Below are 26,038 nucleotides of genomic sequence, written 5' to 3' on the forward strand. Positions count from 1 at the left end.
GTTTTGAGCAAAAGCGGCTTGTAGCTTGCCGCTTGTGGCTAATGGCTTTAGCTGTCCAACGCCTTGTACTTCTCGCGCAGGTGGTTACGAATCCACACTGCCGACAGGTTGAGCACGGCAATCACCAGCACCAGCAGCAACGCGGTGGCGTACACCAGCGGTCGTGCGGCTTCGACGTTCGGGCTCTGGAAGCCGACGTCGTAGATGTGGAAGCCCAGGTGCATGATCTTCTGGTCCAGGTGCAGGTACGGGTAGTTGCCATCCACCGGCAGCGACGGCGCCAGTTTCACCACACCCACCAGCATCAGCGGCGCCACTTCACCGGCGGCACGGGCCACGGCGAGGATCATGCCGGTCATCATCGCCGGGCTGGCCATCGGCAGAACGATCTTCCACAGGGTTTCAGCCTTGGTCGCACCGAGGGCCAGCGAGCCTTCGCGCACGGTACGCGGGATACGCGCCAGACCTTCTTCGGTGGCCACGATCACCACCGGCACCGCCAGCAGCGCCAGGGTCAACGAAGCCCAGAGCAGACCCGGTGTACCGAAGGTCGGTGCCGGCAGCGCTTCCGGGAAGAACAGACGGTCGAGCGAGCCACCCAGCACGTATACGAAGAAGCCCAGACCGAACACCCCGTAAACAATGGCCGGAACACCCGCCAGGTTGTTCACCGCGATCCGGATCACCCGGGTCAGGGTGTTCTGCTTGGCGTATTCACGCAGGTACACCGCCGCCAGCACGCCGAACGGGGTCACGATCATCGCCATGATCAGGGTCATCATCACGGTGCCGAAGATCGCCGGGAAAATCCCGCCTTCGGTGTTCGCTTCGCGCGGGTCGTCGGACAGGAACTCCCAGACCTTGCTGAAGTAGAAGCCGACCTTGGTGAAAGTACCCATGGCGTTCGGCTGGTAGGCGTGAACCACTTTGCCCAGGCCGATTTCGATTTCCTTGCCGTTGGCATCGCGAGCGGTCAGGGCGTCACGGTTGAACTGCGCGTGCAGATCGGCCAGACGGGCTTCGACGTCCTGATAGCGGGCGTTCAGCTCGGCACGTTCGGCGTCCATGTCCGCTTGCGCGGTGGCGTCGAGCTTGCCTTCCAGCTCCAGCTTGCGACCATGCAGACGGATACGCTCGAGACCGGCGTTAATCGCGCCGATGTCGGTTTTTTCCAGGGTCTTGAGCTGCGCGGCGAGGCCGTTGACACGGTTGATTCGCGCCTGTAGCTCGGGCCAGGCCGCTTCGCCTTCGGCGATGACCTTGCCATCCTGTTTGACGTTGACCAGGTAGCCGTAGAAGTTACCCCACTCACGACGCTCCAGCGCCATCAGCTCCGGCGGGTTCTTCTGGTCGGTCAGCCACTCGCCGACGATCCAGGTGAAGTCGTTGCCGTTCAGGTCGCGGTTGCCGACCTTGATCAGCTCGCGGGTCATGAATTCCGGGCCCTGGTCAGGCACCGGCAAGCCGGCGCTCTTCAGGCGTGCACGGGGCACTTCTTCCTTCTGCACCACCTCGCCGATGACCAGGTGATTGCCCTGGCCCGGGACGTTGTAGCTGGCGTGGATCAGGTCCGCCGGCCAGAAGTGACCCAGACCGCGCACGGCAATCACCGCCAGCAGGCCAATGGTCATGATGACCGCGATGGACACCGCGCCACCGCTGATCCAGACGCCCGGGGCGCCGCTCTTGAACCATCCATTCAGGGAGTTCTGTTTCACAGACTTCTACCTTTCTTAAAGCGACGAGTATTTCTTGCGCAGACGCTGACGAATCAGTTCCGCGAGGGTGTTCATGACGAAGGTGAACAACAGCAGCACCAGCGCCGAGAGGAACAGCACGCGGTAGTGGCTGCCGCCGACTTCCGACTCCGGCATTTCCACCGCGACGTTGGCCGCCAGGGTGCGCAGGCCTTCGAACAGGTTCATTTCCATGACCGGGGTGTTGCCGGTGGCCATCAGCACGATCATGGTCTCGCCGACTGCACGGCCCATGCCGATCATCAGGGCCGAGAAGATGCCCGGGCTGGCGGTCAGGATCACTACGCGAGTCATGGTCTGCCACGGCGTGGCACCGAGGGCCAGCGAGCCCAGGGTCAGGCCGCGCGGCACGCTGAACACGGCGTCTTCGGCGATCGAGTAGATGTTCGGGATTACCGCGAAGCCCATGGCCAGACCGACTACCAGTGCGTTGCGCTGGTCGTAGGTGATGCCCAGGTCGTGGGAGATCCACATGCGCATGTCACCGCCGAAGAACCAGTTCTCCATGAACGGGCTCATGTACAGCGACAGCCAGCCCACGAACAGGATCACCGGGATCAGCAGGGCACTTTCCCAACCGTCCGGGACTTTCAGGCGGATCGATTCAGGCAGGCGGCTGAAGGTGAAACCGGCCACCAGGATGCCGATCGGCAGCAGCATCAGCAGGCTGAAGATGCCCGGCAGATGCCCTTCCACATACGGTGCGAGGAACAGGCCGGCGAAGAAGCCGAGGATCACCGTCGGCATCGCTTCCATCAGTTCGATCACCGGCTTGACCTTGCGGCGCATGCCCGGGGCCATGAAGTACGCGGTGTAGATCGCCGCGGCAACCGCCAGCGGTGCAGCCAGCAGCATCGCGTAGAAGGCGGCTTTCAGGGTGCCGAAGGTCAGTGGCGACAGGCTCAGTTTCGGTTCGAAATCAGTGTTGGCGGCGGTCGATTGCCAGACGTATTTAGGCTCGTCGTAGTTCTCGTACCAGACCTTGCTCCACAGCGCGCTCCACGACACTTCCGGGTGCGGGTTGTCGAGCAGCAGCGGTTGCAGCTTGCCGCCGGCTTCGACGATTACACGGTTGGCTCGTGGCGACAGACCGAACAGGCCCTGACCCTCGACCACCTGATCGACCAGCAAGGTGCGGTGCGCGGTGCTGTGGAACACGCCGAGCTTGCCGGAGGCATCCAGGGCAACGAAGCCTTTGCGGCGCTCTTCGGCGGTGATTTCAACGATCGGCGTCTTGCCCATCTGGAAGGTGCGGATCTGCTTCAGACGCAGCTCGCCATCGGTGTCGCGGGCCATGAACCACTGGGCCAGGCCACCGGTGGAGTCACCGACGATCAGCGAGATACCGCCTACCAGTTGAGTGGCGGCAGTGACTTGCGCGTCAGCGTTTTCCAGCAGTTTGTAACGACCGTTGAGGCTCTTGTCGCGCAGGCTGAACACATCGGCCTGAGCACGACCGTTAACCACGTACAGCCATTGCTGGCGCGGGTCGACGAAGATGTTTTTCACCGGCTCGGTCATCTGCGGCAGATCGATACGCTTCTGCTCGTTGGTGACTTCGCCGGTCATCATGTTTTCTTCGCTGGTCAGCGACAGCACATTGAGTTGCGAACCGGTGGAGCCGACCAGCATCAGGGTCGAGTCGGTGGCGTTGAGGCTGACGTGCTCCAGCGCACCGCCGCTCTCGTTCAGCGCAATCGGCGCCTCGCCGTACGGGAACTCGATCGCCGGGGTGATGGTTTTCTTGCCTTCCGGGTAGCTGACTTTATAGGTGTGACGGAACACCAGCGCCTGACCGTTGGACAGGCCCACGGCCACCAGCGGATGGCCCGGCTGGTCTTCACCGATGGAGGTCACACTGGCGCCTGCCGGCAACGGCAGATCGACGCGCTTCAATTCAGCGCCACTGTCGATATCGAAGAACAGCGCCTGGCCCTTGTCGGAAACGCGCATGGCCACCTGATTCTGCTCTTCGAGCGAAATCATCAGTGGCTTGCCGGCGTCCTGCATCCAGGCCGGGGTAATGGCGTCTTTCGCAGTCAGTTCGGCACCCTTGAACAGGGGCGCGACGACGTAGGCGAGGAAGAAGAAGATCAGGGTGATGGCTGCCAGCACCGCCAGACCGCCGACGAGGACGTACCAACGGGTGAAGCGATCCTTGAGCGCGCGAATGCGGCGCTTGCGTTGCAACTCAGGCGTATTGAAATCAATGCGCTTGGGAGGGTTCGTAGTCATTTTGGAATTGGCCAGATCATTCATGCGCACACCCTAGCGATCCTGTATGACAGAAAGATGACAATGCAGTGACGCACCAAATCCGCCGCCAGCAGGGCACTGGCAGTGGATAAAAGAATTCGGGGAGTGTGGGGGCCGGGCCGCTTGCGGGCCGGGCCCCACACGGGAGTCAGGCGGGGTTCACCCCTGACTCAGTTTGTTACTTTTTTGCGACTTCAGCGCCGCCTTCCTGCAGACCCAGGTCAGCCAGTGCTTTTGCAGCAACCTTGGCCGGCAGTGGGATGTAGCCGTCTTTCACTACTACTTCCTGGCCCTGTTTCGACAGAACCAGCTTCACGAACTCGGCTTCCAGCGGGGCCAGAGGCTTGTTCGGGGCCTTGTTCACGTACACGTACAGGAAGCGGGACAGTGGGTACTTGCCGTTCAGGGCGTTTTCTTCGCTGTCTTCGATGAACTCGGTGCTGCCTTTCTTCGACAGAGCAACGGTTTTCACGCTGGCGGTCTTGTAGCCGATGCCCGAGTAACCGATGCCGTTCAGCGAGGAGCTGATCGACTGCACGACCGAAGCCGAACCTGGTTGTTCGTTGACGTTAGGCTTGTAGTCGCCTTTGCACAGGGCTTCTTCCTTGAAGTAGCCGTAGGTGCCGGATACCGAGTTACGGCCGAACAGTTGAACCGGCTTGTTGGCCAGGTCACCGGTCACGCCCAGGTCGCCCCAGGTTTTAACGTCGGCTTTGGCGCCGCACAGACGAGTGGACGAGAAGATCGCGTCAACCTGTTCCATGGTCAGGTGCTGGATCGGGTTGTCCTTGTGTACGAAGACAGCCAGGGCGTCCACGGCAACCGGGATAGCGGTTGGCTTGTAGCCGTATTTCTGTTCGAAGGCCGCCAGTTCGGTGTCCTTCATCTTGCGGCTCATCGGGCCCAGGTTGGAGGTGCCTTCGGTCAGCGCAGGTGGCGCGGTGGCGGAGCCAGCGGCCTGAATCTGGATGTTTACGTTCGGGTATTCTTTTTTGTAGTTCTCGGCCCACAAGGTCATGAGGTTGGCCAGGGTATCGGAGCCGACGCTGGACAGGTTGCCCGACACACCAGTGGTCTTGGTGTAGCTCGGGATCGACGGGTCAACAGCGGCGAACGCGTTGGCGGTCGCAACGCCAGCAGCGACAAAAGTCATTGCCGCCATCAAACGCTTCAGTTTCATGCCTTACTCCTAGCAGATAGGGGGTGTTAAGTCGGGGCCAAGTATCAGCAGGCCGTGTGAACACTCTATGGCTGAAATATGACAATTGGATGAAAGGCCAGCATCCCCTGTCGGAAGGCTGGCCTTTCAGATGTAACCGGACATGTGGGATGAATCAGCGGCCCTTGCTCCACAGCCACGCGCCGACCAGGATCCCCATCCCGCACAGCACCGCCACGTAATAGGCAGGCCCCATCGCACTTTCTTTCAGCAAGAGGCTGACCACCATCGGGGTCAAACCGCCGAAGATCGCGTAAGCGACGTTATAAGAGAAGGACAGACCGCTGAAGCGCACCACCGGCGGGAACGCCTTGACCATCACGTACGGCACCGCACCGATGGTGCCGACCAGGAAACCGGTCAGTGCATACAGCGGGAACAACCAGTCCGGGTGATCGGCGAGGCTGTGATAGAACGTCCAGGAGCTGGCCAGCAAGCCCAGGCAGCCGAACACGAACACGCGACCGGCGCCGAATCGATCCGCCAGCGCGCCGGAAATGATGCAGCCCAGGCTCAGGAAGACGATGGCCAGGCTGTTGGATTGCAGCGCCATCGTCGGCGAGAAGTGATAGACCGTCTGCAGCACGGTCGGGGTCATCAGGATCACCACGACGATGCCGGCGGAGAGCAACCAGGTCAGCAGCATCGAGACTGCGATGGCCCCGCGATGGTCACGCAGCACCGCGCGCAGCGGCACTTCTTCGGCCAGGGCCTTGCGCTGTTGCAGTTCGGCGAACACCGGGGTTTCGTGCAGCCAGCGGCGCAGATAGACCGAGAACAGGCCGAACACGCCGCCGAGCAGGAACGGAATCCGCCAGGCGTAATCCGAGACTTCCACCGGCGTATAAACGCTGTTGATCGCGGTGGCGACCAGCGAACCCAGCAGGATGCCCGCCGTCAGGCCGCTGGTCAGGGTGCCGCAGGCATAACCAATATGCTTTCCGGGCACGTGTTCGGAAACGAAGACCCACGCCCCCGGCACCTCACCGCCAATCGCCGCGCCCTGGATCACGCGCATCAACAACAGCAGGATCGGCGCCCACATGCCGATCTGCGCGTAGGTCGGCAGCAGGCCCATGATCAGGGTCGGCACGGCCATCATGAAGATGCTCAGGGTGAACATCTTCTTGCGCCCCAGCAGATCGCCGAAGTGCGCCATCACAATCCCGCCCAGCGGCCGCGCAAGGTAACCGGCAGCGAAGATGCCGAAGGTCTGCATCAGGCGCAGCCACTCGGGCATGTCGGCCGGGAAGAACAATTTGCCGACCACGGTGGCAAAGAACACGAAAATGATGAAATCGTAGAACTCCAGCGCACCGCCCAGGGCCGATAGCGACAGAGTCTTGTAGTCATTGCGGGTCAAGGGTCGTGCGGGTTGGTCTGGCTGCGCGATGCTCGAGGGCGCTGTGGTCATGGCAAGGTCTTCTCTTATAGTCGGATCTGCCGCCACAACAACGCTGGCTGTGGCTCGGGCAGGTTCGGCACCATAGCAAATTGTTCGAAAAAGCACATAGAGGCGCGTATTTGACGGTCGAAATGAGAACCGGATGGTCGTCGCGGAGTCTACCGACCGATATACTCGCAATCCTGCTCCGGTTTGTAGGGGGTTGCTGTGCGAAAACGTTGCTGGTCGCCTTGGCGCGTCGAACCAGTCGGTTTCGCAGAGTTTCCCCTTTAGTTGCCTTATGGAAAACGTGACGAACGTAGTATGTTCGGTGCTGAATCGTTTTTCCTGAAGACGGCTACCACCAGCAATACCCAACGAAGAGTCACGGGTCAGAGGCACCCCCGGCATGATAGAGCTCGAACAAGAAGATCCGATCCCGCAAGGCGACCTGGCCCTGCAAATCACCGCGCTTCCCCGCGAAACCAACGGCTTCGGCGATATTTTCGGCGGCTGGCTGGTGGCGCAGATGGACCTGGCCGGCACCGCAATGGCCAGCCGCGTCGCCGGTGGCCGTGTCGCGACCGTTGCCATCGACCGCATGGCGTTCCTGGTGCCGGTAGCTGTCGGCGCGCAATTGTCCTTTTATACCCAGACCCTGGAAATCGGCCGCAGCTCGATCCAGATGATGGTCGAGGTGTGGAGCGACGACCCGCTGTCCAGTGAGTGGCGTAAAGTGACCGAAGCGGTGTTCGTGTTCGTGGCCATCGATGGCAGCGGCCGCACTCGTTCGGTGCCGCCGCGCGCACGTTAAACCTCGCGGCCGTTTCAAGGTCGATAGTCGTCCCAAGTTGCTGATTCGAGAGTTGTCCCATGAACACGCCCAACGTTGAAGCCGTGAAACTGGATGAACTGAACTGCTGGCGCATCCGCCACGGTCAGGCCGAAGTGCTGGTGGCCCAGCAAGGCGCGCACATCCTCAGTTATCAGGTGGACGGCCAGCCGCCGCTGATCTGGCTGAACGACAAGGCCGTGTTCAAGACCGGCAAGAGCATCCGCGCCGGCGTGCCGGTGTGCTGGCCTTGGTTCGGCGTCTTCGCCCGCAACCCGCAGAGCGTGCAGGCCATGCGCGTCAGCGAAGAGCCGGCCGCCGCTCACGGGTTTGTCCGGGCGATGGATTGGGAGCTGGGCGGTATCGAAACCGAGGGCGAAAGCCTGAAGGTCGAGTTCACCCTGCCCTACCCTGAAGGCGGCTTTGCGGACTGGCCGCATGAGGTTGACCTGACCCTGACCCTGCACCTCGACGATCAGCTGCACATCAGCCTGACCAGCCACAACCGTGGCACCGACACCGTCAGCATCAGCCAGGCGCTGCACAGCTATTTCGCCGTCAGCGATGTGCGCAACGTACGCGTCGAAGGCGTGGATGGCCTGGACTACATCGAGACCCTGGATGACTGGAAGACGCACACCCAGCAAGGCGACCTGCGTTTTGCCGGGGAAACCGACCGCATCTACCTCGAAGCTCCGCCGCAATTGAGCATCGTCGATCCGGCCTGGGAGCGGCGCATCGTGCTGACCGCTACCGGCTCACGCACGGCGGTGATCTGGAACCCGTGGATCGACCGCGCCGCCGCCTTCAGCGACATGGACAACGACGGCTGGCAGCGGATGCTGTGCATCGAAACGGCGAATGTGATGGATGACATCGTGACCCTCGCGCCGGGTGCCAGCCACACCATGGGCGTCAGCGTCGGCGGCAAGCCACTCTGAAAACAAAAATCGCAGCCCTTGGGCTGCGATTTTTTTTGCTGCTCGGGATTACAGATCCTTTTCCTGCACCACCCGCACCTTGTCCGCTTCCAACGCATACGCCGCATCGGCCAGGTCATTGCTGACCTTTTCGATCTTCAGCGTGCCGGTCACCCAAAGCGGCGTGTAGATGTCGTCCAGCTTCAAACCCTTGGGGTAGCGCACCAGCACCAGTTGATTCGGTGGCGGTGGCGGCACGTGGATGCAGGCGCCCGGGTACGGCACAAGGAAAAACAGCGTGCTGCGACCCTTGGCGTCCGACTCCAGCGGCACCGGATAACCACCGATGCGAATGTGCTTGTCGTTCATCGACGCCACGGTCTTGGTCGAATACATCACCGCCGGCAAACCCTTGGCCTGCTTCATCCCGCCTTTCTGGGTGAAGGTACCGGTGGCTTCCGGAGAGTTGTGGTCGATTTCAGGCATGGCCTCGAGGGCTTTCTGATCCGACTTGGGCATCAGTTCCAGCCAGTCGGTTTCCGGCAGTTCGCCGGCGTGGGCCAGACCGCTGCCCAGCAAAAGGAGAGTCAACAGAAGACGGCGCATGAAGATGCTCGTAGGAAAAAGGAAACAGTAAATCGCCGAGCATTCTAGCCCTCTCCACCGGTTTGGCAGAGAGGGCTTTGTCGCTTTGGATCAGTTCTTTTTGATCAGGCCGTAGATCACCAGCAGGATGATCGCGCCCACCAGCGCACCGAAGAAGCCGGCGCCCTGACCTGCCTGATAAATGCCCAGGGCCTGGCCGCCGTAGGTGGCTGCCAGCGAACCGCCGATACCCAGCAGGATGGTCATGATCCAGCCCATGCTGTCATCGCCCGGCTTGAGGAACCGTGCCAGCAGGCCGACGATCAGGCCGATAAAGATGGTTCCGATAATTCCCATGGCATTTCCCTCTGAATTGGTCGATATGCGAAAGCCTAGTCAGACTTTGGCATCCTGCCATCAGAGAACGGCGGCCCTTAATGGTTCCGCCGCTGCCAGATGAAACTCTCGTTACTCGGCGATCAGCGCCTCGACCTTGAGGATCTGCTGTTCAAGGGTCGCCTTGTCCTTGCAACGCAGGTTGGCGTGACCGACCTTGCGCCCGGCCTTGAAGGCCTTGCCGTAGTGATGCAGATGGCAATCGTCGATGGCGATGACCTTCTCGACCGGCGGCACAACGCCGATGAAGTTGAGCATTGCGCTCTCGCCGACCTTGGCCGTCGAACCCAGCGGCAGACCGGCAACGGCCCGCAGGTGGTTTTCGAACTGGCTGCACTCGGCGCCTTCGGTGGTCCAGTGCCCGGAGTTGTGCACACGCGGGGCGATTTCGTTGGCCTTGAGGCCACCGTCGACTTCAAAGAACTCGAACGCCATCACGCCGACATAGTCCAGCTGCTTGAGGACGCGGCTAGAGTAGTCTTCAGCCAGGGCCTGCAGCGGGTGATCGGAACTGGCGACCGACAGCTTGAGGATGCCGCTGTCGTGGGTGTTGTGCACCAGCGGATAGAACTTCGTCTCGCCATCGCGGGCACGCACGGCGATCAGCGACACTTCGCCGGTGAACGGCACGAAGCCTTCCAGCAGGCAAGGCACGCTGCCCAGTTCGGCGAAGGTATCGACCACGTCTTCCGGCTTGCGCAGGACTTTCTGGCCCTTGCCGTCGTAACCCAGGGTGCGGGTTTTCAACACGGCCGGCAGACCGATCGAGGCGACAGCGGCGTCCAGGTCGGCTTGCGACTGAATGTCGGCGAACGCCGGGGTTGGAATCCCCAGGTCCTTGAACATGCTTTTCTCGAACCAGCGGTCGCGGGCGATGCGCAGGGCTTCGGCGCTCGGGTAGACCGGCACGAATTGCGAGAGGAAGGCCACGGTCTCGGCCGGGACGCTTTCAAACTCGAAGGTCACCAGATCGACTTCATCGGCCAGCTGACGCAGATGATCCTGATCGCCGTAATCGGCCCGCAGGTGTTCGCCCAACGCAGCGGCGCAAGCGTCCGGCGCAGGGTCGAGGAAAGCGAAGTTCATGCCCAGCGGGGTGCCCGCCAGGGCCAACATGCGACCCAACTGGCCGCCACCGATTACACCGATCTTCATCTCAACAACCTCAGGCAATACGTGGGTCTGGATTGTCCAGGACGCTGTCCGTCTGCTCGGCACGGAAGGTCTTCAGTACCGCGTGGAATTGTGGATGCTTGGCACCCAGGATGCTCGCCGACAGCAGCGCGGCGTTGATCGCACCGGCCTTGCCGATGGCCAGGGTGGCAACCGGGATGCCGGCCGGCATCTGCACGATCGACAGCAGCGAATCGACGCCCGAAAGCATGGCCGACTGCACCGGAACGCCCAGCACCGGCAGGTGGGTCTTGGCCGCACACATGCCTGGCAGGTGGGCTGCGCCACCGGCACCGGCGATGATCACCTCGATGCCGCGGCCTTCAGCCTCTTCAGCGTACTGGAACAGCAGATCCGGGGTGCGGTGGGCAGAAACCACCTTGACCTCGTACGGGATGCCGAGCTTTTCCAGCATATCGGCGGTGTGGCTAAGGGTGGACCAATCGGACTTGGAGCCCATGATCACGCCAACCAGTGCACTCATCGTCGCGCCTCTTCTCTCTGGGCGCCCGCAGGCGCGTCAAAAACAACAAGCCACGCAGATTGCGTGGCTTGTTGTAGGAAAAATGGCCGGACGAACCGGCCGAAGGCCGCGCAGTATACCGCAAAGAAAGCAATAAACAGCCCCCGTGGCGACCATCTGTCATCTGTCCGGGTCCCGGCATTTTACTGACTCGAGGTTCAAGAATATTTCTTCGATTTTTCATGCAGGAAGCATGGTCAACAGTTTGAATCGAGAACGTATTTAAACTTCCGAATGACTTCACGCAATAAATTTCAAAACATCCCTCAGAGCCACAATAAAACATAAATGATATACAACTAACCACACGCTTAAAAACAGCGAACCTATCAAATAACCTAAAACACTTATGTTACAAAGCAACACATTTATACAAAAGGATTTATATATGACCAAACAACCTCTAACACTAAATGTCTTCATCCATGAAGACTTGTCGGGTCACGACAGACTTGTTTTGTACAAAAACTCATTTTTCCTGGTTTTCCGATGAAATCCAGAACCTCTCCGGCCGCAAGATATCAGCCAGCAGTATGTTCACCCCGTCAGAAGCAAAAAACCTGAGTGACTTTGATTATAAAAAAGTATCTGCTGACAATTCTTTGAACGCTTGGGCAGAAGAATCCAGAAGCCATTTCGACCCCGAGCTACTGAAGGACTCTCATACAAGATTCAACAAGTATTTATTGCTGACTCTCGACAATATAAACCGTCGCACAACGGGAATTGCCCAATTCAAGGCTACGCAGGTATCTCTTCGACAAGAAGCAACATGCCCCCTGCTCACGAAGCAGGCCACATGTATATAGGAATCATATTAAAAAGGACTGACAAATGGCTGCAACCAATAGCAAACGAGACATCAATATCTTCGTCTTCGTTCACGATGACATTCCCGCGACGATAACCACGAGTATTTACGCCGACCATTTCCAGCCTTTCGTAAAAGAACTGGAAAGTTTTATTGATCGAAAATTCCATGTTGTCTTTGGCAGGGGCGCGCCCTACAGCCAGTTCAACTATAAAGGTGATGACACGCTACGCACCTTGAGAAGCTGGGAAACACTGGGGCTTCAGTACCTGAGGTCAGCCAACAGCGAAGGCTTTGAAACGGGCCCGCTGGATCAGGTCGTTTTGCTGACCAGAGAAAACCTGAATGAGAAGACCGCGGGTGCTGCACTGCTGTGGCCCCCACTCAACACCGGCAACTTTGCAATTGCCTCACTGACCAGCCGGCTTAATGTTGGCCACGAAGTCGGTCATTTGCTGGGCGCCCGCCATGAACATTCGGAAATTCAATACAACGGCTGGTGGTGTGAAACGTATATGACCCCGCAACCCAACCCACTTAGATCCATTTGTTACAGTTTCAGCCAGAAAAACCGGGAAAACATAAAGAACCACCTGGCCAGCAAAAACTGAGCGCTCACCCGGTAGTCTGGCAGAGGCGAAAAAATTCGCCTCTGCCTTCAATCAATTATTGCCACTCGCTGCACCACCCTCCAACTTTCGCCATAACAGCCGCACATTGGCCTTGCGCACCAGCGCGCAGCGGTACAGGCGAATCTCCAGCGGCACATGCCATTGCGGGCCGCCGCAGACAACCAGTTCGCCACGAGCCAGCTCGGCCCGCACGCTCAATTGCGGAACCCAGGCAATGCCGAGGCCTTCCAGGGCCATGCTTTTAAGGCTGTCGGCCATGGCAGTTTCATAAATCGTGGTGAAGCGCAGCTGACGCTGGCGCAGCAAGCCGTTCACCGAACGCCCGAGAAAAGCCCCGGCGCTGTAGGCCAATAGCGGCACGCTGGCCTCGCCTTCCAGATCGAACAACGGCTTGCCGTTGGCGTCCGCCGAGCACACCGGAAGCATTTCGGTCTGGCCCAGGTGCAGCGACGGAAAAATCTCCGGGTCCATCTGCATCGCTGCGTCCGGATCGTAGAACGCCAGCATCAGATCGCAGCCGCCCTCACGCAACGCATGCACCGCGTCGCCAACGTTGGTCGCCACCAGCCGCGTGGCGATGTTCAGGCCTTCGTTGCGCAGTTGCGCGATCCAGCGCGGGAAGAACCCCAGCGCCAGCGAATGCGCCGCCGCCACCTGGATCACTTCGCCCTGCCCGCCTTCCAGGTGATGCAAATGGCGCAACACTTCACCAAGCTGTTCGACCACGGTACGCGCAGTCACCAGAAACAGTTGTCCCGCTGCCGTCAGCTCGACCGGTGTGCGCGAGCGGTTGACCAGCGTCAGGCCCAGCGCCGCTTCCAGGCTGCGGATCCGCCGACTGAAGGCCGGCTGGGTCACGAAGCGCCGTTCGGCTGCCTGCGAGAAGCTGCGGGTGGCGGCCAAGGCACTGAAGTCCTCGAGCCATTTGCTTTCCAGATTCATCACGTCCTCCCGGACACGCACCAAAACAGGTCACACGTCTGCCGCGCACGCGGCGTCACACGGGCATTATGCCGAATGTGCATAGGGCAGTGTTTAACAGCATTGGCCCAAAAATTCCCACAAGCCTAGCATTCGCAGCGTTCCGGCACAGACCGGGTCCATATCGAGATGATTTCTATCATGTCCTCCGCTGCATCATTCCGCACAGAAAACGACCTGCTTGGCTCCCTGGAAGTCCCTGCTCAAGCGTATTACGGCATCCAGACCCTGCGAGCGGTGAACAACTTCCGCCTCTCGGGCGTTCCGATTTCGCACTACCCGAAGCTGGTTGTCGGTCTGGCGATGGTCAAACAGGCCGCCGCTGACGCCAACCGTGAGCTGGGCCACCTGAGCGAAGCCAAGCACGCTGCCATCAGCGAAGCCTGTGCCCGTCTGATCCGCGGTGATTTCCACGAAGAGTTCGTGGTCGACATGATTCAAGGTGGCGCCGGTACCTCCACCAACATGAACGCCAACGAAGTGATCGCCAACATCGCGCTGGAAGCGATGGGTCACCAGAAAGGCGAGTACCAGTACCTGCACCCGAACGACGACGTGAACATGGCGCAGTCGACCAACGACGCCTACCCGACCGCGATCCGCCTGGGTCTGCTGCTGGGTCACGACGCGCTGCTGGCCAGCCTCGACAGCCTGATTCAGGCGTTCGCGGCCAAGGGTGAAGAATTCAACCACGTCCTGAAGATGGGTCGTACCCAACTGCAAGACGCCGTACCGATGACCCTGGGTCAAGAGTTCCGCGCATTCGCCACCACCATGGGCGAAGACCTGGCCCGTCTGAAGACGCTGGCCCCGGAAGTCCTGACCGAAGTGAACCTGGGCGGCACCGCGATCGGTACCGGCATCAACGCCGACCCACGCTACCAGGCCCTGGCCGTACAGCGTCTGGCGCTGATCAGCGGTCAACCGCTGGTTCCAGCTGCCGACCTGATCGAAGCCACCTCCGACATGGGCGCCTTCGTGCTGTTCTCCGGCATGCTCAAGCGCACCGCAGTCAAGCTGTCGAAGATCTGCAACGACCTGCGCCTGCTGTCCAGCGGCCCACGCACCGGCATCAACGAAATCAACCTGCCGGCGCGTCAGCCAGGCAGCTCGATCATGCCAGGCAAGGTCAACCCGGTAATCCCGGAAGCCGTGAACCAGGTTGCGTTCCAGGTTATCGGTAACGATCTGGCGCTGACCATGGCGGCCGAAGGCGGCCAACTGCAACTGAACGTGATGGAGCCGCTGATCGCTTTCAAGATCCTCGACTCGATCCGCCTGCTGCAACGCGCCATGGACATGCTGCGCGAGCACTGCATCGTCGGCATCACCGCCAACGAAGCGCGCTGCCGCGAGCTGGTCGAGCACTCGATCGGCCTGGTCACCGCACTGAACCCGTACATCGGCTACAAAAACGCCACCCGCATCGCCCGTATCGCTCTTGAAAGCGGCCGTGGCGTGCTGGAACTGGTGCGCGAAGAAGGCCTGCTCGACGACGCCATGCTCGCCGACATCCTGCGCCCGGAAAACATGATTGCTCCGCGTTTGGTGCCTCTGAAGGCCTGATCCGACGCGTTACTTGTAGCACCGCTCACCAGGTCGAGGGACTAGACACCTCTCACCTTTTGAGGGCTTGGGGATCATTCCCCAAGCCCTTTTTTTAACTATTTGAAAGGACAATCGTCTTCTGTGGGAGTCATCCCGCAAAAGCCCCGACGCCGGTAACGTCGGGTGTTTCAAAGCTTCGTTTCGTCGCTTGCACCACAACCGTGCAGACGGGCGCCGCACTGATCGGTATAGTGCCGCCCCTCTTCGCGTGAGCGGTCGTCGGTAACGAGGCCATAACCCATGCGAAACCCGAACTAATAACAAACCCGCGATATGGATCCGGGACGAAACCCTCGCCTCGCCCGTTGTGCCGCGCGCACACCGGTGTAACGCGATGTTTCCAACCATCCAGCATTTGCTTACACAATAAACAGCGAGGAAAAATCCATGCTCGAAGTCATCAACGACTTCCTCTCAGGGAAAGTACTGATCGTGCTCATTGTCGGGCTCGGTAGCTACTTCACGATTCGCTCGCGTTTCGTTCAATTGCGCCACTTCTTCCACATGTTCGCGGTGTTCCGCGACAGCCTCAAAGGCAGCGCCGGTCAACTCAGCTCGTTCCAGGCCCTGATGCTCAGCCTCGCCGGCCGCGTCGGTGCAGGCAACATCGCCGGTGTCGGCATCGCCGTGACCCTGGGTGGTCCGGGTGCGGTGTTCTGGATGTGGGTGACCGCACTGGTCGGCATGTCCAGCAGCTTCTTCGAATGTACCCTGGCCCAGGTCTACAAGCGCGCCGATGGCGATGGCCTGTACCGTGGCGGTCCGGCCTACTACATCCAGCACGGCCTGAAGCTCAAGGGCATGGCGGTGGTGTTCTCGATCCTGCTGCTGGTCACTTACGGCTTCGCCTTCATCGGCCTGCAGTCCTACACCGTGACCCACTCGCTGCAAAACGCCTTTGCCTTTGACCCGCAACACACCGGCATCGTCCTGGCTGTGCTGCTGGCCATCACTTTCATCGGCGGCATCAAGCGCATCGCCTCGGTGTCCGACCTGCTGGTTCCGGTCAAGACCCTGGCCTATATCGCCGTGACCCTGTACGTGATCGGCACCCAGATCGAACACGTACCGGCCATGCTGGTCACCATCTTCAAAAGCGCCTTCGGTCTCGACCCGGCCTTCGGTGGCCTGCTCGGCAGCGCCATCGTCATGGGCGTGAAGCGCGGCGTGTTCGCCAACGAAGCGGGCCTGGGCAGTGCGCCGAACGTCGCCGCCGTGGCGGCCGTGAAGCACCCTGGCGCTCAGGGCGTGGTTCAAGCGTTCAGCGTGTTCCTCGACACCTTCGTGATCTGCACCTGCACCGCGCTGCTGATCCTGCTGTCGGGCTTCTACACCCCGGGCTTCGAAGGTGACGGCATCGTCCTGACCCAGAACTCGCTGGCCGCCGTGGTCGGTGACTGGGGCCGCATGTTCGTCAGCGTCGCGCTGTCGCTGTTCGTCTTCACCTGCATCCTCTACAACTACTACCTGGGCGAGAACAGCCTGCAGTTCCTCACCCGCAACCGCGTTGCGCTGATGACGTTCCGTGGTCTGGTGCTGGCGCTGGTGGTCTGGGGTTCGATGCAGGACCTGTCGACCGTGTTCGCCTTTGCCGACATCACCATGACCTGCCTGGCCTTCGTCAACCTGGTAGCCCTGGCCCTGCTGTTCAAGGTCGGCATGCGTGTGATGCGCGACTACGACGAACAGCGCCGCGCCGGCGTCGACCAGCCTGTGTTCGACTCCAGCAAGTTTGCCGATCTGGACCTGGACCTGAAAGCCTGGCCAACCAGCCCGTCGGCGGCTGCCAAGGCTGACACTCAGGCGCAAGGCATCCCTGCAGCGCAACGCTGATCGGGAAAAAACCGGGCGCAGGTCCTGCGCCCGGCGTGACACAAGCGGCGGTCAGCGTCATGCTCGACCGCCTGCTGTCTTCGTTCAGGAGAACTCCCCATGAATTCCTCGACTTACCCTGCCGCACAGCACGTCATGGTGCTGTACACCGGTGGCACCATCGGCATGCAGGCCAGCGCCAACGGTCTGGCCCCGGCCTCCGGTTTCGAAGCGCGGATGCGCGACTACCTGCACAGTCAGCCTGAACTGGTCGTACCGCAGTGGCGCTTTCGCGAGATGTCGCCGCTGATCGACAGCGCCAACATGACCCCGGCCTACTGGCAGCAACTGCGCGAAGCCGTCGTCGACGCCGTCGATGTGCAAGGCTGCGACAGCGTGCTGATCCTCCACGGCACCGACACCCTGGCCTACAGCGCCGCCGCCATGAGCTTCCAGTTGCTCGGCCTGCATGCCCGCGTGTGCTTCACCGGCTCGATGCTGCCGGCCGGCGTCACCGACAGCGACGCCTGGGAAAACCTCAGTGGCGCACTGGTCGCCCTCGGCCACGGCCTGGCGCCGGGCGTGCATCTGTATTTCCACGGCGAGCTGCTGGCGCCGACCCGTTGCGCGAAAGTGCGCAGCTTCGGCCGTCACCCGTTCAAGCGCCTGGAGCGTCAGGGCGGCGGTGTGAAAGCCACTTCCCTGCCAACAGCGCTGAGCTACAACCAGCCGAAGCAACTGGCCAGGGTTGCCGTGCTGCCGTTGTTCCCGGGCATCGGCGCCGAGATCATCGACGGCCTGCTCGACAGCGGCATTCAGGGTCTGGTGCTGGAGTGCTACGGCAGCGGCACCGGGCCGAGCGACAATCCTGAGTTCCTCGCCAGCCTCGGCCGTGCGCGGGATAAGGGTGTGGTGGTGGTTGCAGTCACGCAGTGCCATGAAGGCGGTGTGGAACTGGATATCTACGAAGCGGGCAGCCGCTTGCGTGGCGTTGGTGTGTTGTCCGGTGGCGGCATGACCCGTGAGGCGGCGTTCGGCAAGTTGAATGCTTTACTCGGCGCAGGCCTTGAGACGGCTGAAGTCCGGCGTCTGGTCGAACTCGATCTGTGCGGCGAGCTCAGCTGATCACAGCCGGCCGTGGGAGCTTCGCCGCTCCCTCGGCCCGGCATGCAACTTGCTGCCCTTTCCAGCATCCCAAGGCTGGAAGATCCCATGCTCCACTCCCACCTCACCACACTCAATGCGGTCTCGTTGATCCTCAACACGTTCAAGACCGAAGGCCTCTCCAGCGAAGCACTGTTGGCCGGCAGTGGCATCAGCGCGGCGGATCTGAGCCGGGCCGACACCCGCATCACCACCAATCAGGAGATGCAGGTCTGTGCCAACGCCGTCGCGCTCAAGCATGACATTGGCCTGGAACTGGGCCGGCGCATGCATGTTTCCTGCTACGGCATCCTCGGTTACGCGCTGCTGACCTGTGCCACCTTCGGTGACGCTTTGCGGCTGGCGATCCGTTATCCGGCGCTGCTGGGAACACTTTTCGAGCTGAGCCTGGAAGACGACGGCGAGCGTGTCTGGTTCGTTGCCGCCGATTACCGCGAAAGTCCGTCGATGGCAGTGTTCAATGCCGAGTTCTGTCTGGTATCGCTGAAAGTCATCTGCGACGACCTGCTCGGTCATCCGCTTCCTCTGCTGGCCGCCCGCTTCGAACACGCCGCACCGGATTACCGCGACAGCTACGCCGAACACTTCAAGGCGCCCCTGCACTTCGGCGCCAAGGACAACGCCTTCGCCTTCGACCGACGCTGGCTCGACCAGCCGCTGCCGCTGGCCGACATCATTACCCATCAGGCCATGGCCGAGCGCTGCCGCAAACAGAACACCGAGTTCACCGGCCGCCAGGCGTGGCTGGGGCGCATCCGTCAGTTGCTGACCGCACAACTCAACGCCGCGCCGGGGCTGGAAGGTCTGGCGCAGCAGATGAACTGCTCGCCGCGCACCCTCCGCCGACATCTGAAGGACATGGGTTGCAGCTATCAGGAACTGCTCGACGAGCTGCGCTTCGAGCGGGCCAAGCAGATGCTTTGCGAAGATCAACTGCCGATCTACCGCATCGCCGAGACCCTGGGATTCAGCGAGACCGCGAGCTTCCGCCATGCGTTCGTGCGCTGGAGCGGCGTGGCACCGAGTCAGTTCCGCCCACACGGTTAAACCGTCGAGGGGCGATATCAGGTCAGTATTTTTGGCCACATCGATCCCCTTTTGGCCTCTCTGGCCGTTCTCCGATTCGCCCCGCGCCGCAACACTGGAGCCAACCGAATCAGCCCCTGCGGAGAACAACAAATGCTGACGATCTACTCTGACGATCACCACCTGCACCATGGCCGCTGCGAATTGATCGACGGCCAACTCAAGCCTTGCTTCGAGATGCCGTCTCGCGCCGACCACGTGCTGCAACGGGTAAAAAATCAAAACCTCGGCCCGGTCGAGGCGCCGAAGGATTTCGGCCTCGGGCCGATCGAGCGCATCCACAGCCGCGACTACCTCGACTTCTTCAAAGGCGCCTGGGCGCGCTGGACCGAATTCAACACCGACGGCGACTTGCTGCCTTACACCTGGCCGGCGCGCACCTTGCGTCAGGTCAAACCCACCAGCCTGCACGGCCAGCTCGGTTACTACAGCTTCGACGGCGGCGCACCGATCACTGCCGGCACCTGGCAAGCCGCCTACAGCGCAGCCCAAGTGGCGTTGACCGCCCAAGCGGAAATCCAGCGCGGCGCCCGTGGGGCTTTCGCCCTGTGCCGTCCACCGGGACACCACGCCGCCGGCGATTTGATGGGCGGTTATTGCTACCTCAACAACGCCGCCATCGCAGCGCAAGCGTTCCTCGATCAGGGCCACAAAAAGGTCGCGATCCTCGACGTCGACTATCACCACGGCAACGGCACCCAATCGATTTTCTATGAGCGCAGCGATGTGCTGTTCACCTCGATCCACGGCCACCCGGAAGCGGAATTTCCGTTCTTCCTCGGCTACGAAGACGAGCGCGGCGAAGGGGCCGGCGAAGGCTTCAACTTCAACTATCCGCTGCCGGCCGGTTCCGGCTGGGATGTCTGGAGCGCGGCGCTGGACCAGGCCTGCGCGGAGATCGAAAACTACGGCGCCGACATCATCGTCGTGTCGCTGGGCGTCGACACCTTCAAGGACGATCCGATCTCGCAGTTCAAACTCGACAGCCCGGACTACCTGGCCATGGGCAAACGCATCGCCGCCCTCGGCAAACCGACCCTGTTCGTCATGGAAGGTGGTTACGCGGTGGAGGAAATCGGCATCAACGCGGTGAACGTGCTGGAAGGTTTCGAATCATGAAAAGTCTCAAGCACTTCATCGCTCCCGCGCTGTGCGCAGCGCTGCTGAGCGGCGCCGCACACGCCGAAGAACGCACCCTTCGCGTCTACAACTGGTTCGACTACATCACCCCCAAGGCCCTGGAAGATTTCAAGGCGCAGAACAGCCAGACCAAACTGGTCTACGACATCTTCGATACCAACGAAGCGCTGGAAGCCAAGCTGCTGACCGGCAACTCCGGCTATGACGTGGTGGTGCCGTCCAACGTGTTCCTCGCCAAGCAGATCGAGGCCGGAGTGTTCCAGCCGCTGGATCGCAGCCAGTTGCCGAACTGGAATCACCTCGACCCGAAACTGATGAAGCTGATCGAAGCCAACGATCCGGGCAACAAGTTCGCCGTGCCGTACATGTACGGCACCATCCTGATCGGCTTCAACCCGGCCAAGGTCAAGGCGGCGCTGGGTGACAACGCACCGGTGGACAGCTGGGACCTGATCTTCAAGGAAGAGAACATCAGCAAGCTCAAGCAGTGCGGCGTCGCCCTGCTCGACTCGCCGTCGGAGATCCTGCCGCTGGCCCTGCAACACCTCGGCCTGGATCCCAACAGCAAGAACCCGGCGGACTACGCCAAGGCTGAAGCGCTGTTGATGAAAATACGTCCGTACGTGACCTACTTCCATTCGTCCAAGTACATGGCCGATATCGCCAACGGTGACATCTGCGTCGCGGTCGGTTATTCCGGCAGCTTCTCGCAAGCCGCCAACCGTGCAAAAGAGGCGAAGAACGGTGTGGTGGTCGACATGCGCCTGCCCAAGGAAGGGGCGCCGATCTGGTTCGACATGCTCGCCATCCCGAAAGGCGCGAAGAACCCGCAGGACGCCTACACCTTCATCAACTACCTGCTGCAACCGCAGGTGATTGCGCCGGTCAGCGATTTTGTCGGCTATCCGAACCCGAACAAGGACGCCACCGCGCAGGTTGATCCGGCGATCCGCAATAACCCGAATCTGTACCCGACCGATGCGGCGATGAATACGCTGTACACCCTGCAACCGCTGCCGCGCGATGCGGAGCGGGCACGCACCCGGGCGTGGACCAAGATCAAGTCCGGCACCTGACGCCAGCCACTGAAAAGACCCGCCTTCGCGGGTCTTTTTTTGCGGTATCCATGTACCGCACCCTGTCCCCGACAAGCCTTTAACGTGTCCCGATCCCGGCGTTGCAGGAGAGCGCCGCTACCGACAAACAAGGACACGGACATGCCTGAAACTCACCGCCCCGACATCGCCGATCTGCAAACCCGGCTGCTGTCCGGACCGTCACTCAGGGACGCCGCATCGAATGCCTTGCGCCCGGCGCTGAAGGTCCTGTACCCGGATCTCGACATCGACCCGCAACTGGCAATCGTGGTGACCCCCACCTGGAGCATCGAAGAGGATTACGTCGTCGCCGGACCCGAACAGTTTGAATCACTCACCGACGTCCTGGTGCGCCTGGGCGTCCATGGCACCACGGTGACCTGGCTTGATGGCGAGCACTTTCTGACGCGCCAACCTGGGAGCGAACCGATCATTCATCTACCGGTGAAGATCGAAGCAGTGGGCCGCCTAGTCAACGAACTCGCAGCACTGCTGTTCGTGGCGTACCAGGAGCAGCAACTCGCCTACTGGAACACCGCCACCGCAACGCATGAGCCACGCTGGTATCAGTTGTCGGATGCCTTGCGGGAGCAGTGGAACGTCGTCGATACACAAGGATGGGACGCCGAACGACTGGCCATGGCCAGAGCGGTGTACCGGTTTCCCGACAAGCGACAGCGGCTGCACAACGACCCTTACAAGACACGCATGTGTCTGATTGATATCGACCGCAATGACAACACTGAAGACCGTCATGTGACTGTATTGCCGATCGCTGTTCTGACGGGCACTTCGGGTCAGCGCACGATCATCACCACCTGTTCCGTCACCCAGGGGTTTCGCCATTTCGCCTCATTCGATGCCCTTGGCAATGCAATGACTACGCTGCTGACTCCGTTGACCCGCGCGAGCCGCCTGAAGTGGCGACTGTTCGAACCCGATGGCAACTTCTTCGATCATCAGGCCTGCACACTGCTGGCACTGGATGCGGACGTCATCGGCGCATTCGGCCAGTCACTGCACGCAAGCGATACCTCAGTCCTCCCCGTCGGCGAAAGCCTGACAGCAAACAAACGCACAGCGTCTGACTACGAACAACTGCGGCCGCTGCTGCCAGACTGGCTGGACAGCGCTTCCACCGCCGACCAGACCTGCTTCAGCCGGCACCTGCTGGATCTGGCGATCCTGCAGAACCGCACCCGCGGCAAATCCTTTCAACACGAGATTCCCACGCTCCACGCCTACACCGTGGCGCTACTGGTCGCGCAGATTCGCAAGGATCACCCGGCGGTATCCGACATCCGGGTCGAGAACATCGAGCTCACCATCACCAGCCTGGTCGTGTGGGGTACGTTCGTCGTGCCGGGACAGACAGAAACCCTGACGCTGACGCTCATCGAACTGGCGCTGCAAAACCTGGCCGGTTTGCCGATGGGCATCAAAACCGTTCGCCATGTGGACGGCTCGCCGACTCCGGACTGGATGACCCCGCAGTACCTGGAAACCCTGGTGACCACGGTGGACATCGGCAATGTCTACCCCGCCATGCTCAAGCGCCGGTTGATCGAAGATCCGGTCGAGGCACCTGCCCTGCGCAAGCTGTACACCGATCAGTTACCGATCGAGCTGGCGTTGCTGGCGCTGCAATGCAAAATCCGTGGCGAAAGAGGCCTGGATGAACAAGGTTATCGCTATGTCGTCGCAGCCCTCGCCACGGCCCCCGGTGACCGGCTGGTGAACGGGCAAAGGATCGTGGTCCGTCCGCTGGCGTTTCGGGCCCATCGCACAAACGGCAGCACCGATACCGTGGCCAACATGTTCATCATCGGTCCGGAGGAAGCCGAAAAGGGGTCGTGCCTGCTCTATCGACCGCTGCTCGACCCGCCGCTGATCCAGTATCCGGGCCAGACCAATCTGTTGTATGCGATCCAGCACTCGCGGACGCTCCGGCAATCGGTATTGGCGTGGCTGCCCGACAACGTACGCTTCAATTATTCCCAGTACGTGTTCCCGGGTGCGCTGATGTCGGTGTGGACCCTCCCGCAATTGCTGGTCGACCCAACCGTCGCACTGGACATGACCGGGCCGGTCTCACTGGCACACGACAATGCCCTCGAAGCGGATGTGGCGATGGCGCTGTTCAATGCCAATGCTCAAGCCTTTGTCGCCCAGGCCGACCGCCAGTCCGTGTCCAATGCCGAAGCACGCTGGGCAACGCTCAGGCACGGTGGCTGGATGCTGTTCAACGCAGCCTTGCCATTCCTGGGCCGCAGTATCGGTAGCGCCGCGTGGGTCTGGCAAATCATGGATGACCTGCAATCCCTGATCGATGCGCAAAACGAAACACCGGGGACCGTCGAGTGGTCGGCCCTGACCGATGTGTTGCTTACGCTGGGCATGATCCTCGCCCACCGGGCCGCCTCCAACCGACAGACCCGACAGCGCACGGTCATCGCGCCAGAAATGAAACCCGAGCTGCTCAAGCCCGAAGTCTCGCGCCTTGCGGACATTGGTGGAGCGACTTTTCCATCCACCCATGAAACCTCACTGGTCACCGTAGGCGCCCTGAGTCGGTCAAAGCCGACCCTCGGCATGCTCCTCGATACCCTGAAGATCGAGAAGCCGGCGACGCTCACCGGGCCCGCGAGCGCAGGCCCGCACCAACACCTCTACAGCCATGGACAGAAGTGGTATGCGCCTGTGGGTGAGCGCTGGTTCGAGGTGTCCATCAACGACGATGATCAGATACAGATCATCGACTCGCGCCAACAGCTCATTCGCACAGGGCCATTGCTGACCCACAACGCACAGGGCCAGTGGTTCATCGACCTGCGATTGCGTCTGCGGGGAGGCGGACTGGGCAGCCGGCGGAAAAAAATGCAACAGGAGAACAAGCAACGACTGAACCAGAAAAAAGCCGCGCTGGCCGCCTTCGAAGCCACTCTGGAGGACAAACAGCAAGAATTGATCAGCGTACGCAAGGCGATGCTGGGCGCCACACCGCAGGCAGCTGCGGCGGCACGCCAGCACTTTCTCGACACCCTGGATACCCAGATCCGGGCATACGCCGCCCATTCCCAGGATCTCAAGGCCCTGAATGCGCTGGAACCGGTTCCCAACTACCGCTCCGCGATGGTCGAGCGTCTGTCGTTGCAGTTGTTTCTGATGCAGTCGTGGCTCGACGAGCACACCCGGGATTTTCGCGACGGCTTGCGCACCACGCTGACGCTGCTGGACGAAGAATCACCCACACCGGGCCCTGAACGCTCGGCATCCTTTACCCGCATGACCGACATGACTCAGGGCATGATCGAAAAAATCGAGCTCGCCAACTCGCGCTTCCAGGAGCTCAGCCTGCTGGGCAGGGAAGCCTGTGAGGTCACCCGTGTCTACAAGGCCAAACTGCCGATCTTCACGCTCAGTGATCTCAAACTGTTGCAGATCACGCTGGCGGAACACCTGTGCCTGAAAGAAGAGCCCGTCCCGAGCCTGGATGCACAGATGGCAGTCGATCGCCTGATAGACGACGCCAGCCTCAACATCCGCAGCGCTCTGGATCTGAGCGGCGATGAAAGCCTGCTCAATCTCGGAGAGCGGATCGAGGCCATGGACATGCTGGCGCAGCAGTTTTCCGCCATCGACCAGCGCTTTATCGACCTGGTTGCCGAGTATCCCGAGCACATCATTGCCGATCGCCTGGAGCATGTACGTACGCGCGTGGCCGAATTCGGCCAGGACACGCTGACCCACCTGACCCGCCTTCTGCGGGAGCGGCGCCTCATCGAACCGGTGCCAGGTCCGTCCAGACCCGTAACGACGCCCACGAAAAAAATCATCAAGACCCGCTTCAAAGGCACACTGGTCGGTGAGCCGCGCAAAGGCGCAGATGGCAGGGACACGGGGCTGGTTGACGTCAAGGCCCCCTTGACCGGCAAGATCATTGCCACTTTCCATGAAAAAACGCCGGGGGTGTGGCTGCGCAGAGTCACCGCTCGCCCCGCGCCCGAAAAGTCTGCGCCCAAACTGGCGGACAGTCTTGCCAGCGGCCAGTCGTTACTCGACGGGCTCGCGGAATTTGACCGACGCATACAGGCTCAGATCAGACGCGCACCCAGAATTCCGGCCGAAATCCAGGACCTCTACCAGCAGCATGCGGGACGTCTGCGGGAGGTCATCAAACACATCGATCAGTCACTGCTCGCCAGCAACCGCAGCGAGGAACGCAACGACGCGGCCGTCACCCTGCGCAATGCTCTCGAGAGCGCAGTCAGCACGCTTCATGAGACAGGCCGCACAACCCGCATCCGGATGGTCAAGGAACAACCTCCCACGGCCGCACGGGTGGAGTGGCTAAAAAGCGAGGGCGAAGTGGACATCACCAAGGTCACCACCCGACGTCGACTCAAAGGGCCCGGAAAAGACTATCTGGACGAATACGAGGTGCTCGATCGCAGAACCCGCGAGGTACTTTGGTACGCCCATTTCCACTACGCCAGTCCGGCGGATCCCGTCGGTTCGTTCACCGCCGCGCATTTGAAGACCGTTGCACAAAGGCGGCTGGGAGGCGCCATCGAGCGCGACAGTTCAAGTCAGGAACTGATCGCCATCTATCGCAGTGAGATCAGCCACGCACTGGCTTCGTCGATGTTCTTCAGCTGATGT

General features: G+C 61.0%; 19 protein-coding genes. 10 read left to right on the plus strand and 9 right to left on the minus strand.

The annotated features are described in order from the left end of the window. Positions 1-47 precede the first annotated feature (47 nt). The 4 genes from pstA to R1A29_RS28665 form a co-directional block, all read right to left on the minus strand. Positions 48-1,718: a phosphate ABC transporter permease PstA gene (gene pstA, locus R1A29_RS28650; RefSeq protein ID WP_114886409.1), complete on the minus strand. Its 1,671-nt coding sequence runs from the start codon at positions 1,716-1,718 to the stop codon at positions 48-50. A 15-nt stretch (positions 1,719-1,733) separates the two neighbouring features. After that, a complete protein-coding gene (locus R1A29_RS28655; RefSeq protein WP_170931577.1) occupies positions 1,734-3,767 on the minus strand; it encodes an ABC transporter permease subunit in 2,034 nt (677 codons plus the stop codon). 424 nt (positions 3,768-4,191) lie between these two features. After that, on the minus strand, positions 4,192-5,193 hold the full coding sequence (locus R1A29_RS28660; protein ID WP_085708814.1) for a phosphate ABC transporter substrate-binding protein PstS: 1,002 nt from the start codon (positions 5,191-5,193) through the stop codon (positions 4,192-4,194). Positions 5,194-5,347: 154 nt separating this feature from the next. Next, positions 5,348-6,646, minus strand: a complete 1,299-nt coding sequence (locus tag R1A29_RS28665) for an MFS transporter (protein WP_438300198.1) — start codon at positions 6,644-6,646, stop codon at positions 5,348-5,350. Positions 6,647-7,025: 379 nt separating this feature from the next. Between R1A29_RS28665 and R1A29_RS28670 the strand changes: the two genes are divergently transcribed. Together R1A29_RS28670 and R1A29_RS28675 are read left to right on the plus strand one after the other, a co-directional pair. Then, positions 7,026-7,430, plus strand: a complete 405-nt coding sequence (locus R1A29_RS28670; RefSeq protein WP_003229628.1) for an acyl-CoA thioesterase — start codon at positions 7,026-7,028, stop codon at positions 7,428-7,430. Positions 7,431-7,489: 59 nt separating this feature from the next. After that, the gene (locus R1A29_RS28675) at positions 7,490-8,389 is read left to right on the plus strand and encodes a D-hexose-6-phosphate mutarotase (RefSeq protein WP_438300199.1); all 900 of its coding nucleotides are present in this window, start codon (positions 7,490-7,492) and stop codon (positions 8,387-8,389) included. 48 nt (positions 8,390-8,437) lie between these two features. On the opposite strand, the gene R1A29_RS28680 is transcribed toward R1A29_RS28675, so the two are convergent. From R1A29_RS28680 to purE, 4 genes are all read right to left on the minus strand, one after another. Next, positions 8,438-8,974 (minus strand): DUF3299 domain-containing protein, encoded by a 537-nt coding sequence (locus R1A29_RS28680; RefSeq protein WP_085708811.1) that lies wholly within the window; start codon positions 8,972-8,974, stop codon positions 8,438-8,440. A 90-nt stretch (positions 8,975-9,064) separates the two neighbouring features. Next, on the minus strand, positions 9,065-9,310 hold the full coding sequence (locus R1A29_RS28685) for a GlsB/YeaQ/YmgE family stress response membrane protein (RefSeq protein ID WP_065260866.1): 246 nt from the start codon (positions 9,308-9,310) through the stop codon (positions 9,065-9,067). A 111-nt stretch (positions 9,311-9,421) separates the two neighbouring features. After that, the gene (locus R1A29_RS28690; protein WP_114886417.1) at positions 9,422-10,504 is read right to left on the minus strand and encodes a 5-(carboxyamino)imidazole ribonucleotide synthase; all 1,083 of its coding nucleotides are present in this window, start codon (positions 10,502-10,504) and stop codon (positions 9,422-9,424) included. A gap of 10 nt (positions 10,505-10,514) precedes the next feature. Further along, positions 10,515-11,006, minus strand: coding sequence for a 5-(carboxyamino)imidazole ribonucleotide mutase (gene purE, locus R1A29_RS28695; protein WP_007954291.1), 492 nt, complete (start codon positions 11,004-11,006; stop codon positions 10,515-10,517). Between the two features lie 873 nt (positions 11,007-11,879). On the opposite strand from purE, the gene R1A29_RS28700 reads away from it, so the two are divergent. Beyond that, complete coding sequence (locus R1A29_RS28700) at positions 11,880-12,467, plus strand: hypothetical protein (protein WP_438300200.1); 588 nt, start codon at positions 11,880-11,882, stop codon at positions 12,465-12,467. A 51-nt stretch (positions 12,468-12,518) separates the two neighbouring features. Here the strand turns inward: R1A29_RS28700 and R1A29_RS28705 are convergent, their stop codons facing one another. After that, positions 12,519-13,430: a LysR substrate-binding domain-containing protein gene (locus R1A29_RS28705; RefSeq protein WP_438300201.1), complete on the minus strand. Its 912-nt coding sequence runs from the start codon at positions 13,428-13,430 to the stop codon at positions 12,519-12,521. 180 nt (positions 13,431-13,610) lie between these two features. On the opposite strand from R1A29_RS28705, the gene aspA reads away from it, so the two are divergent. From aspA to R1A29_RS28740, 7 genes are all read left to right on the plus strand, one after another. Then, positions 13,611-15,035: an aspartate ammonia-lyase gene (gene aspA, locus R1A29_RS28710; protein ID WP_085708808.1), complete on the plus strand. Its 1,425-nt coding sequence runs from the start codon at positions 13,611-13,613 to the stop codon at positions 15,033-15,035. Between the two features lie 429 nt (positions 15,036-15,464). Then, a complete protein-coding gene (locus R1A29_RS28715; RefSeq protein ID WP_408985608.1) occupies positions 15,465-16,910 on the plus strand; it encodes an alanine/glycine:cation symporter family protein in 1,446 nt (481 codons plus the stop codon). A 99-nt stretch (positions 16,911-17,009) separates the two neighbouring features. Continuing rightward, the gene (locus R1A29_RS28720; RefSeq protein WP_438300202.1) at positions 17,010-18,014 is read left to right on the plus strand and encodes an asparaginase; all 1,005 of its coding nucleotides are present in this window, start codon (positions 17,010-17,012) and stop codon (positions 18,012-18,014) included. Positions 18,015-18,101: 87 nt separating this feature from the next. Beyond that, positions 18,102-19,100: an AraC family transcriptional regulator gene (locus R1A29_RS28725; RefSeq protein ID WP_085708805.1), complete on the plus strand. Its 999-nt coding sequence runs from the start codon at positions 18,102-18,104 to the stop codon at positions 19,098-19,100. Between the two features lie 132 nt (positions 19,101-19,232). After that, positions 19,233-20,258: a histone deacetylase family protein gene (locus tag R1A29_RS28730; RefSeq protein ID WP_115079742.1), complete on the plus strand. Its 1,026-nt coding sequence runs from the start codon at positions 19,233-19,235 to the stop codon at positions 20,256-20,258. Further along, on the plus strand, positions 20,255-21,355 hold the full coding sequence (locus R1A29_RS28735; RefSeq protein ID WP_085708803.1) for a polyamine ABC transporter substrate-binding protein: 1,101 nt from the start codon (positions 20,255-20,257) through the stop codon (positions 21,353-21,355). The genes R1A29_RS28730 and R1A29_RS28735 overlap by 4 nt, the downstream gene beginning before the upstream one ends. A gap of 141 nt (positions 21,356-21,496) precedes the next feature. Further along, positions 21,497-26,035: a dermonecrotic toxin domain-containing protein gene (locus R1A29_RS28740; protein ID WP_438300203.1), complete on the plus strand. Its 4,539-nt coding sequence runs from the start codon at positions 21,497-21,499 to the stop codon at positions 26,033-26,035. Positions 26,036-26,038 lie beyond the last annotated feature (3 nt).

Source organism: Pseudomonas sp. NMS19W (genome assembly GCF_051554255.1).
GTDB lineage: Bacteria > Pseudomonadota > Gammaproteobacteria > Pseudomonadales > Pseudomonadaceae > Aquipseudomonas > Aquipseudomonas kribbensis.